A 9,691-nucleotide genomic window follows, 5' to 3' on the forward strand; every position below is an offset into this window, starting at 1 on the left:
ACGTTGGGTACCATAATGGCGGCGCCCCCCCCCGGCCCGCCGCAACCTGGGGGGGGCTGGTGGTGGGCTTTGGGGCCCCCCCAACGCAAAAACGCGGTGCCCCTCGGGACCCGGACACGACGAAGCGGCCCAGACGACGCGAGGTCGTCCGGGCCGCTTCGGTGGTGCGGTGCTGCGGCGCCTTAGGCGGCGGCCTTCGGGGCCGAGGTGTCGGCCGGGAGGGCCTTCTTCGCGGTCTCCACGAGCGCGGCGAAGGTCGCGGGCTCGTTCACGGCCAGCTCGGCGAGGATGCGACGGTCCACCTCGACGCCCGCCAGGCCCAGGCCCTGGATGAAGCGGTTGTAGGTGAGGCCGTTGGCGCGGCTCGCGGCGTTGATGCGCTGGATCCAGAGACGACGGAAGTCGCCCTTGCGCTGACGGCGGTCACGGTAGGCGTAGACGAGCGAGTGGGTGACCTGCTCCTTGGCCTTGCGGTAGAGACGCGAACGCTGGCCGCGGTAGCCCTCGGCGCGCTCGAGGATGACCCGACGCTTCTTGTGGGCGTTGACCGCCCTCTTCACTCTTGCCATTACTCAAACTTCCTTACGTGTGCGGGTCTCTACTTGCCGAGCATCCGGCGGATGACCTTGGCGTCCACCTCGGGGACGACCTGGTCCTGGTTCAGACGGCGGGTGCGGCGGCTGGACTTGAGCTCCAGGTTGTGGCGCATGCCGGCCTGCTGCTTCATGACCTTGCCGCTGCCGGTGACCTTGAAGCGCTTCTTGGCGCCGGAGTGGGACTTCTGCTTGGGCATTACTTCTCCTCGTTCGTCGCCTGGGCGGGCGAACTCGTATCGGACTGAGCAGCGACGGCTGTCTCAGCAACCGCATCCTGGTCGCGCCCCTGGGCGCGTGCCTTCGATGCAGCACGTTGTGCGTTGGCCTCGGCCTTGGCCTCGGACTTGTTCTTCAGCGGGCTGATGATCATCACCATGTTGCGGCCGTCGATGGTCGGGTTGGACTCGACCTGGCCGAGCTCGGCGACGTCCTCAGCGAAGCGCTGGAGGAGGCGGACGCCCTGCTCCGGACGCGACTGCTCGCGGCCCCGGAAGAGGATCATGGCCTTCACCTTGTCGCCGGACTTCAGGAAGCCCTCGGCGCGCTTGCGCTTGGTCTCGTAGTCGTGCTTGTCGATCTTGAGGCGGAACCGGACCTCTTTGAGGATGGTGTTCGCCTGGTTGCGCCTGGCCTCCTTGGCCTTCTGCGCAGCCTCGTACTTGAACTTGCCGTAGTCCATGATCTTGGCGACCGGCGGCTTGGAGTTCGGCGCGACCTCGACGAGGTCCAGATCCGCCTCCTGCGCGAGTCGGAGTGCGACCTCGATCTTGACGACGCCGACCTGCTCTCCGCTGGGGCCGACGAGTCGAACTTCGGGGACGCGGATACGGTCATTCGTACGGGGTTCGCTGATGTTTGTCTCCTCTGATCGAGCGATGCTTCGCGAGCCTCGGGCCGTCGGACGACGGCACCGGCGAAAGAGAGGATTCCACGCACCAGCGCAGTCCTGCGTTTCGAATTCCGAGGAATTCCAAGCCGCAGGCCTGGTACAGCACCCTGACTACCCCTGCGCTTCCACCCGAAGGTGTTCGCACAGTGGCGGAGTGCAACAACCCGGTAACCTAGTGAAGCGGTCAAGCGCGGGTGGGAGGAATCTCCACTTTCGTACCCGGACAGATGCCCGGGAGCCCGAACGATTCTAGCAGAGGAATGCAGTGAGCGACACATCCCACCACGACGAGGCGCTGGCGGAGGCCACGCGCGACATCGCGGACGTGCCGGCGGTCGAGGTCATCACCACGACGGCGGTGCACCTGATGAGCGCGGCGGCCGTCAAGTGCGGCCTGGCGGACGACCCGGAGCACCAGACCGACCTGGACGAGGCGCGCAAGCTGATCGACGCGCTGGCGGGCCTGGTCACCGCGTCCGCCGCGCACCTCGGCGACCAGCACGCGCGCAGCCTGCGCGACGGCCTGCGCTCCCTGCAGCTCGCGTTCCGCGAGGCCTCCCCCATCCCCGACGAGATCGGCAAGGGGCCGGGCGAGAAGTACACCGGCCCGGTCAGCTGACATGGATGCCGCCGCCGTGCGCTCGATCGCTCTGGGACTGCCGGAGGCGGAAGAGTACGAGCACGGCGGCCTGCCGGCGTTCCGGGTGCGCGGCAGCCGGTTCGCCACGATGCTGGACGCGGAGTCGGCCACGGTCAATCTGATGCTCGGCGAGGCCGGCATCCGCGAGGCGACCGCCGCGTGGCCGGAGCACTGCTCCGAGCGCTGGTTCGCCGGGCGGCTGTCCTCCGCCCGCGTCGACTTCGCGGACATCGAACCGGGCCTGATGCGCGAGCTGGTCACCGACGCCTGGCGCAACCGTGCGCCGGCGACGCTCCGCCGCCTCCTGGATTAGCGGGCAGCCTCCCGCGCGGGTGGAGACTGACAGCATGACCTTCACTCCCCCGCCGACGTTCACGACCCGTCCGACCCTGGAGGGGACGTTCGGGATGTCCGCGTCGACGCACTGGCTCGCGACCGCGAGCGCCCAGGCCGTGCTGGAGCGCGGCGGGAACGCCTTCGACGCCGCGGTCGCTGCCGGCTTCGTGCTGCACGTGGTCGAGCCGCACCTGAACGGTCCGGGCGGGGACCTGGTCGGGATCTTCACGACGGCGGAGTCGGCGACGCCGACCGTGCTCGTCGGCCAGGGTCCCGCTCCGCGCGCGGCGACGCCGGAGCACTACCGGAGCGAGGGGCTCGAGCTGGTGCCCGGCTCCGGCGCGCTGGCCGCGGCCGTGCCGGGCGCCGTCGACGCCTGGCTGCTGCTGCTGAAGGACCACGGCACGTGGGAGCTCGCCGACGTCCTCGCGTTCGCGATCGGCTACGCCGAGGACGGGCACCCCGTCCTCGAACGCGTGTGCGCGGCGATCGGGGCGGTCTCCGCGCTGTTCACCGAGCACTGGCCGTCGTCCGCCGCGCTGTGGATGCCGGACGGACGCCTGCCGCACGCCGGCGAGCTGATCGCGAATCCCGCGTACGCCCGGGTGCTGCGCGGGCTGATCGCCGCCGGCGACGGAGCCGGCGACCGGGAGGCGCGCATCGAGGCGGCGCGGACGGAGTGGGCGACGGGGCTGGTCGCCCGCGAGGCGTCGGCGTTCGTGCGGACCGCGCACCGGCACTCGCCGGGCAGCGACCACGCCGGCGTGATCGCCGAGGCCGACTTCGCGGAGTTCCGCGCGGGCTACGAGGCGGCGACGACGCTGGAGTTCCGCGGCCACACCATCGCGAAGACCGGCGCCTGGGGGCAGGGGCCCGCGCTGCTGGCGACCCTCGCGATCCTGGACGGCTTCGACGACGACCGGCTCGACCCGTCCGGCGAGCTCGGCGCCCACACCATCCTGGAGGCGCAGAAGCTCGCCTACGCGGACCGCGACGCCTACTTCGGCGACGACGACGTGGACGTGCGGCACCTGCTCTCGCCCGCGTACGCGGCGGAGCGCCGTGCGCTCATCGGCGACCACGCCTCCGCCGAGTTCCGCCCGGGGCTGCTGCCGGGCGTGCAGCCGTTCCTGCCGCCGCTGCGCACGAGCTACGCACCGCCGGCCGGGCCGGGAACGGCCGCCGGCAGCGTCGGCGAGCCGACCGTCGCGCGCAATGGGGAGGTGCGCGGGGACACCTGCCACGTCGACGTCGTCGACCGCTGGGGAAACCTCGTCTCGGTCACGCCGTCCGGCGGCTGGCTGCAGTCGTCGCCGGCCATCCCTGCGCTCGGGTTCTGCCTGGGAACCCGGCTGCAGATGACCTGGCTGGAGCCCGGTTCCGCGGCCACCCTGACCCCGGGTCGACGGCCACGCACGACCCTGACGCCGACCCTCGTCCTGAAGGACGGCGAGCCGGTCGTCGCGCTCGGCTCGCCCGGCGGCGACCAGCAGGACCAGTGGCAGCTGCTCTACCTGCTGCGCACGATCGTGGGCGGCTACAGCCCGCAGCAGGCGATCGACGCGCCTGCGCTGCACACCACCTCCATCGCCGGGTCGTTCTGGCCGCGCACCTGGGAGCCGGCGGGGGCCGTCGTGGAGGACCGGCTCGGCGAGGACGTGATCGCCGGGCTCGAGGCGCGCGGGCACGTCGTCACCCGTGCGGGCGACTGGTCGCTCGGCCGGCTCTCCTCGGTCGGGCGCGACCCGCGCACCGGGGTGCTGTCGGCGGCCGCGAACCCGCGCGGTGCGCAGGGCTACGCCGCGGGCCGCTGAGCGGGGCTCAGCCGGCGGACGCGACCGCCGCCCGCACCGCCTCCACCGTGCGCGCCGCCTCGTCCGCGTCGGTCAGCCAGTTGCTCACCGAGAACCGCAGCACCGCCCGGCCGCGCCAGGTCGACGGCGACGCGAGCGCCACGCCGGCGGCGGTGAGCGCGGCCCCGACCGCGCGCGTCCGCTCGTCGTCGCCGAATGTCGCGCACACCTGGGTGTAGACGACCTCGTTCCGCACGCTCGCCCCGGGAATCGCTCGCAGGCCGTCGGCGATCGCCGTCGCGGCATCCGCCATGCCCTGCACGAGTTCCGCGACGCCGTCGCGACCCAGCTGGGCCAGCGCCGCATACACCGGGACGCCGCGCGCCCGGCGGCTGAGCTCCGGCACCCGGTCGGCGGGGTCCGCGACGTCCCTGGACGACGCGAGGTACGCGGCGTGCTGAGCGAACGCGGCGTGCAGCGCCCCGGGATGCGCGACCACGGCGATCCCGGAGTCGTACGGGACATTGAGGGTCTTGTGCGCGTCCGTCGCCCAGGAGTCGGCGCGCGCCATCCCCTCGGTCAGCCCGCGGAGCCCGGGGGCGGCGGCCGCCCACAGCCCGAAAGCGCCGTCGACGTGGACCCAGGCGCCCGCCTCGTGCGCGATGTCCACCGCGTCGCCGAGCGGGTCGAACGCGCCCGAGTGGATGTTGCCCGCCTGCAGGCACACGACCGCGGGGCCTGCGCCGTCGGCGAGCGCGGCGCGCAGCGCGTCGACGCGCATCCGGCCCTGGTCGTCCACGGCGACGGTTCTGGCGGCGCCGAGACCGGCGATGACCCCGGCACTGTCGACCGAGCCGTGCCGCTCCTCGCCGGCAAGGAAGCGCACCCGCGGGGCCCCGGCCAGGCCGTCCGCTCCCGGATCCCAGCCCGCGCGGCGGAGCACCTCGTCCCGCCCGCTGACCAGGCCGACCAGGTTGGCGACCGTCGCGCCGGTGACGAAGCCGACCTCCGCGCTCGCCGGCAGCCCGAGCAGGTCGAGCAGCCACGCGCCCGCGAGCTCCTCGGCGGCGACCACGCCCGGGGTGACCGAGCGCAGCGCCGTGTTCTGGTCCCACGCCGACACCAGCCAGTCCGCGCCGAGGGCGACCGGCTGCGCCCCGCCGATCACCCAGCCGTGGAAGCGCGGCGAGTGCATCCGCATGAGCCCGGGCTCCACGGCGGCCGCGAGCAAGCGCAGCACCTCGGCCGGGTCAGGTCCGCGGTCCGGCAGCCGGCGGCCCAGCGCGTCCAGCACCGCGTCGATGTCGGCCGACGGCGGGATGCGGCCGTCGCGGACTCCGTCGAGCCAGCGCTCGGTCAGCTCGGCGGCGACACCGAGCGCGGGGCGGAACGCCTCCCGATCGCTCACACGGGCATGCTAGCCGCCCGCGGCGCGGCATCACCAGGTCGGCGGCCGGCGCAGGTCCCAGCGCACCCGGCGCTCCAGCTGGGCGGCCAGCGAGAGCAGCGTCCGCTCGCCGCCCGGCCGGCCGATCAGCTGGACACCCAACGGCAGCCCCTCCTCCGGCTGGGAGACCGGCAGCACGATCGCGGGGAGCCCGGTGACGTTGAGCATCGAGGTGAACGGCGTGTACTGCACCTGCTGCGCGAAGTTCCGCTCGCCGTCCTCCTGGTCGTACCAGCCGACCGGCCGCGGGGTCATCGCGAGCGCGGGCGTGAGCACGGCGTCGAACGAGGCGAGCTGGCGGATGAACGAGCGCTCGTACGCTGTGAGCGCGGCGAGCGCGTCGCCGAGCTCGCGCGCGCCCAGCCCGCGGCCCCGGGCGATCAGCCACGAGGTCAGCGGCTCGACCAGCGCGAGCGCGTCCCCCTCCACCGGGATGCGTGCGGCGCCGGCCTGCCAAATCGTGCGGAAGGCGGGCGCGTAGCTGGGGTCGGGCGTGAGCGCGGTCTCCTCCATCCCGTGGCCCATCGCCGAGAACGCCTCGACCGCCGCGTCCAGCGCCGCGCGCGCCTCCGGGGCGATCGCGATGTCGTAGGCGTCGTCCCACGCGGAGGTCGTCATCACCCCGAGCTGGAACCGTCCCTCGCCGCGCACCGCGGTGCCGAGGAACGGGCCGTCGTCGTCGTAGGGCGCGCGCAGCGTGTAGTGGTGGTCGATGCGGCCGCCGGCCTTCGCGATCATCCCGTCGAGCAGCAGCGCCGCGTCGGCCGTCGTGCGCGCGAGCGGCCCGTCGACCACGAGCCCGCCGAGCGAGTCGATCCCGCTCCCGGCCGGGACGAGCCCGCGCGAGGGCTTCAGCCCGACCAGGCCGCAGGCGGCCGCGGGGATGCGGACGGACCCGCCGCCGTCGGAGCCGGGCGCGAACGGCAGCATCCCGCTCGCCACCGCGACGGCAGCTCCCCCGCTGGAGCCGCCGGAGCCGAGCGCGGGATCCCACGGGTTCCGGGCGGGCGGGGCGGCCAGCGACTCGGTGTAGGCGGGCAGCCCGAACTCGGGCGCGTTGGTCTTGCCGAGGCTCACGGCCCCCGCCGCGTCCAGCGTCTCGACGATCTCGTCGGAGGTCTCGGGCACGAACCCGGCCATCGCGCGCGAGCCGAACCCGGTCGGCACGCCCGCGCGCATCCACAGGTCCTTGTCGCCCGACGGCAGCCCCCACAGGGTCGCGGAGCGCGGCACCCGGGCGGCGACCTCGTCCGCGCGCTCCAGCGCCCGCTCGGGGGTGACCGTGACGAACGCGCCGAGCTGCGGGTTCAGCCGCTCGATGCGCTCCAGGTAGTGCGAGGCCAGCTCGCGGGGTGAGACGCGTCCGCTCTGCAGTTCCTGCCAGAGGGCCAGCGCGGTGAGCTCGTGGAGGTCCGCCATACGGCCAGGCTATCGCCGGCGCGCGCCCGCTGTCCGTCACCCTCCGTCGCCGGGCGCCGGGGGGGGGGCCCCCCCCCCCGGCCCCCCAACCCCCCCGCGGGTGGGGGCCCCCGCGGGGGGGGGCGGGGGGGCCCGCCCCCCCCCCCCCCCCCGGGGGTTTGGGGGGGCCCGGCCGCGCGGGCGTCGCCGGTCCCGCCGCCCCGCCGCCGAGCGGCCGCGCCCCCCGGCCTGGGTGACGTGCAGGCGGCGGGTCGCGACCGCTCGGCGGCGGCGCGGCGGATCCGGCGACGCCAGCGCGGACGGGTGTTGAGCGGTCGACGTCCGGCTCTTGACAGAATCCGGCCAGCCTGGTTGGTTAGTTACATGAGTAATGAACCCACGAGGCTTGGATGATCGACGAAGGCAAACCGATCTTCGTCCAGATCGCCGAGCAGATCGAGAACGACATCATCGACGGGGTCTACCCCGCCGAGAGCCAGGTGCCGTCCACGAACGAGTTCGCGGCGTTCTACCGCATCAACCCGGCGACGGCCGGCAAAGGCGTCAACCTCCTCGTCGACGACGGGATCCTCTACAAGAAGCGAGGCATCGGAATGTTCGTCTCCGACGGCGCACGCGAGCGGCTCGTCGCCAAGCGGCGGGAGGCGTTCCGCGACGAGTACCTGAAGCCCCTGCTCGCCGAAGCGGCGAAGCTCGGGATCGACCCAGACCACCTGACCCAGATGATCCACACGGAAGGAGTGAGCGCATGAGCGCCGCCCCCGCCCCCACCTCCATCGCCCCTGCGGTGCAGGTCACGGGCCTGACCAAGCGATTCGGATCGTTCACCGCGATCGACGACGTCTCCGTCACCATCAAGCCGGGACGCATCCACGGCCTGCTCGGCCGCAACGGCGCGGGCAAGACGACGCTGATGCAGCTGATCACCGGCCAGGACTTCCCGTCCGGCGGCGACATCCGCGTCTTCGGCGAGAAGCCGACGGAGAACGCCACGGTGCTGCAGAACATCTGCTTCATCAAGGAGAGCCAGCGCTACCCGGAGGACTTCCAGCCCAAGCACGTCTTCCGCAGCGCGCCCTGGTTCTTCGAAAACTGGGACGCGGAGTTCGCCGAGCAGCTCATCGACGACTTCCGGCTGCCGCTGAACCGGCGCATCAAGAAGCTGTCGCGCGGCCAGCTCTCCGCGGTCGGCGTGATCGTCGGCCTGGCCTCCCGCGCCCCGCTCACGTTCTTCGACGAGCCGTACCTCGGCCTGGACGCGGTCGCCAGGCAGCTGTTCTACGACAGGCTGCTGGAGGACTTCGCCGAGCACCCGCGCACCGTCGTCCTCTCCACGCACCTGATCGACGAGGTCGCCAACCTGCTGGAGCACGTGATCGTGATCGATCAGGGCCGCATCCTCATCGACGACGACGCCGAGGACCTGCGCACGTCCGCCACCACCGTGGTCGGCCCGCGCGGAGCCGTCGACGCGTTCGTCGCCCACCGCGACGTACTGCACAGGGAGGGCATCGGCGGCCTCGCCTCGGTGACCGTGTCCGGTCTCGGCGCCTCCGGACGGGCGGAGGCCGCCGCCGCCGGGCTGGAACTGGCGCCGGTCTCCCTCCAGCAGCTCATCGTCCGCAAGACCAACGTCCGTGAGACAGAATTCGAGCAGAGCGCATGACAACCGCATCCCCCACCCTCGTCAGCACGCCCGCGAGCGGCCAGCGCATCTGGCGCGTCGTCCGGCTGAACCTCGTCAACAAGTACACGACCATCTGGGTGCCGATCTCGATCATGGCGTTCATCTGGCTCGTGAACTGGCTGATCTGGTGGATCATCTGGGGCGCCACCGAGCCCGCCGACCGCGCGAAGGCGATGGACGGCACCCAGTGGAGCGGCGGGGCGTTCTACATCTTCGTGTACATGCTGGTGGTCGCCATCCAGGTGATCGCGGCGACGTTCCCGTTCGCCCTCGGCTACAGCGTCACCCGCAGGGACTTCGCACTCGGCTCCGGGCTGACGTTCCTGCTGCTGTCGGCCGGCTACGCGATCGGCTTCGCCGTGCTCTCGGTGGTCGAGGAGTGGACGAACGGCTGGGGCCTCGGCGGCCACCTGTTCACGTCGGTCTACTTCGCCGGCGAGAGCTTCCTCGGCCGGCTATTCATCGTGTTCGCGGGGATGCTGTTCTTCTTCCTCGTCGGTGCGTTCTCGGCCTCGCTGTTCATGCGCTGGCGGATGAACGGGATCCTCGTCGCCGGTGCGGCGCTCATCCTGCTCGTCGTCGGAGCCGTCGCGCTGATCACCTTCACCAGCAGCTGGCCCGCCGTGGGCGAGTGGTTCGCCGCGAACGGGCCGGTCGGCGTGTCCGCGTGGCTGCTGGTCCCCGCCGCCCTCGCCGGGCTCGCGGGCTACGCGGTGCTCGGGCGGGCGACGCCGCGCAGCTGAAGCACGGGAGACATGGACGTGGGGGGGGGGGGGGGGCCCGGGCCCCCACTGGTCGTGGCCGCACCCCCCCCCCCCCCGGCGGGCCCCCCCCCCCCATGCGAGCCCGCAGCGGAGGGCGCGGCCCCCCCCCCGGGCGGGCGC

General features: G+C 72.9%; 11 protein-coding genes. 6 read left to right on the top strand and 5 right to left on the bottom strand.

Annotated elements, in window-relative coordinates:
- Window positions 1-182 precede the first annotated feature (182 nt).
- The 3 genes from rplT to infC are packed head-to-tail and all read right to left on the bottom strand — an operon-like array spanning window position 183 to window position 1,473.
- Window positions 183-569 (bottom strand): 50S ribosomal protein L20, encoded by a 387-nt coding sequence (gene rplT, locus ACTHMF_RS19515; protein ID WP_314147164.1) that lies wholly within the window; start codon window positions 567-569, stop codon window positions 183-185.
- A 29-nt stretch (window positions 570-598) separates the two neighbouring features.
- Window positions 599-793: a 50S ribosomal protein L35 gene (rpmI, locus tag ACTHMF_RS19520; protein WP_314147165.1), complete on the bottom strand. Its 195-nt coding sequence runs from the start codon at window positions 791-793 to the stop codon at window positions 599-601.
- Entirely contained in the window at window positions 793-1,473 is a 681-nt protein-coding gene (gene infC, locus ACTHMF_RS19525; RefSeq protein WP_440319928.1) for a translation initiation factor IF-3, read from the bottom strand. Before infC ends, rpmI begins: the two co-directional genes overlap by 1 nt.
- 277 nt (window positions 1,474-1,750) lie before the next feature.
- Between infC and ACTHMF_RS19530 the strand changes: the two genes are divergently transcribed.
- The 3 genes from ACTHMF_RS19530 to ACTHMF_RS19540 are packed head-to-tail and all read left to right on the top strand — an operon-like array spanning window position 1,751 to window position 4,275.
- The gene (locus ACTHMF_RS19530; RefSeq protein WP_314147166.1) at window positions 1,751-2,104 is read left to right on the top strand and encodes a DUF1844 domain-containing protein; all 354 of its coding nucleotides are present in this window, start codon (window positions 1,751-1,753) and stop codon (window positions 2,102-2,104) included.
- Between the two features lies 1 nt (window position 2,105).
- Window positions 2,106-2,438: a hypothetical protein gene (locus ACTHMF_RS19535; protein WP_440319919.1), complete on the top strand. Its 333-nt coding sequence runs from the start codon at window positions 2,106-2,108 to the stop codon at window positions 2,436-2,438.
- A 34-nt stretch (window positions 2,439-2,472) separates the two neighbouring features.
- Window positions 2,473-4,275: a gamma-glutamyltransferase family protein gene (locus tag ACTHMF_RS19540; RefSeq protein WP_440319921.1), complete on the top strand. Its 1,803-nt coding sequence runs from the start codon at window positions 2,473-2,475 to the stop codon at window positions 4,273-4,275.
- Between the two features lie 7 nt (window positions 4,276-4,282).
- Here ACTHMF_RS19540 and ACTHMF_RS19545 read toward each other — a convergent pair whose 3' ends face one another.
- Both ACTHMF_RS19545 and ACTHMF_RS19550 read right to left on the bottom strand, forming a co-directional pair.
- Window positions 4,283-5,662, bottom strand: coding sequence for a pyridoxal phosphate-dependent decarboxylase family protein (locus tag ACTHMF_RS19545; protein ID WP_440319922.1), 1,380 nt, complete (start codon window positions 5,660-5,662; stop codon window positions 4,283-4,285).
- Between the two features lie 30 nt (window positions 5,663-5,692).
- Complete coding sequence (locus tag ACTHMF_RS19550) at window positions 5,693-7,120, bottom strand: amidase (RefSeq protein WP_440319924.1); 1,428 nt, start codon at window positions 7,118-7,120, stop codon at window positions 5,693-5,695.
- Between the two features lie 389 nt (window positions 7,121-7,509).
- On the opposite strand from ACTHMF_RS19550, the gene ACTHMF_RS19555 reads away from it, so the two are divergent.
- The 3 genes from ACTHMF_RS19555 to ACTHMF_RS19565 are packed head-to-tail and all read left to right on the top strand — an operon-like array spanning window position 7,510 to window position 9,550.
- Window positions 7,510-7,872 carry a GntR family transcriptional regulator gene (locus ACTHMF_RS19555; protein ID WP_314149212.1) on the top strand — a complete coding sequence of 121 codons (363 nt, stop codon included), beginning with the start codon at window positions 7,510-7,512 and terminating at the stop codon, window positions 7,870-7,872.
- Window positions 7,869-8,786 (top strand): ABC transporter ATP-binding protein, encoded by a 918-nt coding sequence (locus ACTHMF_RS19560; protein WP_314149211.1) that lies wholly within the window; start codon window positions 7,869-7,871, stop codon window positions 8,784-8,786. The genes ACTHMF_RS19555 and ACTHMF_RS19560 overlap by 4 nt, the downstream gene beginning before the upstream one ends.
- Complete coding sequence (locus ACTHMF_RS19565; RefSeq protein ID WP_440319926.1) at window positions 8,783-9,550, top strand: hypothetical protein; 768 nt, start codon at window positions 8,783-8,785, stop codon at window positions 9,548-9,550. Before ACTHMF_RS19560 ends, ACTHMF_RS19565 begins: the two co-directional genes overlap by 4 nt.
- The last annotated feature ends 141 nt before the right edge of the window (window positions 9,551-9,691 follow it).

Source organism: Leifsonia sp. (assembly GCF_051955155.1).
Taxonomy (GTDB): Bacteria; Actinomycetota; Actinomycetes; order Actinomycetales; family Microbacteriaceae; genus Leifsonia.

Excerpts from the sequence above, each read along its gene's own strand:
- rplT (WP_314147164.1), bottom strand. The coding sequence starts at position 569 with ATGGCAAGAGTGAAGAGGGCGGTCAACGCCCACAAGAAGCGTCGGGTC.
- rpmI (WP_314147165.1), bottom strand. The coding sequence starts at position 793 with ATGCCCAAGCAGAAGTCCCACTCCGGCGCCAAGAAGCGCTTCAAGGTC.
- ACTHMF_RS19535 (WP_440319919.1), top strand. The coding sequence starts at position 2,106 with ATGGATGCCGCCGCCGTGCGCTCGATCGCTCTGGGACTGCCGGAGGCG.
- ACTHMF_RS19540 (WP_440319921.1), top strand. The coding sequence starts at position 2,473 with ATGACCTTCACTCCCCCGCCGACGTTCACGACCCGTCCGACCCTGGAG.
- ACTHMF_RS19550 (WP_440319924.1), bottom strand. The coding sequence starts at position 7,120 with ATGGCGGACCTCCACGAGCTCACCGCGCTGGCCCTCTGGCAGGAACTG.
- ACTHMF_RS19555 (WP_314149212.1), top strand. The coding sequence starts at position 7,510 with ATGATCGACGAAGGCAAACCGATCTTCGTCCAGATCGCCGAGCAGATC.
- ACTHMF_RS19560 (WP_314149211.1), top strand. The coding sequence starts at position 7,869 with ATGAGCGCCGCCCCCGCCCCCACCTCCATCGCCCCTGCGGTGCAGGTC.
- ACTHMF_RS19565 (WP_440319926.1), top strand. The coding sequence starts at position 8,783 with ATGACAACCGCATCCCCCACCCTCGTCAGCACGCCCGCGAGCGGCCAG.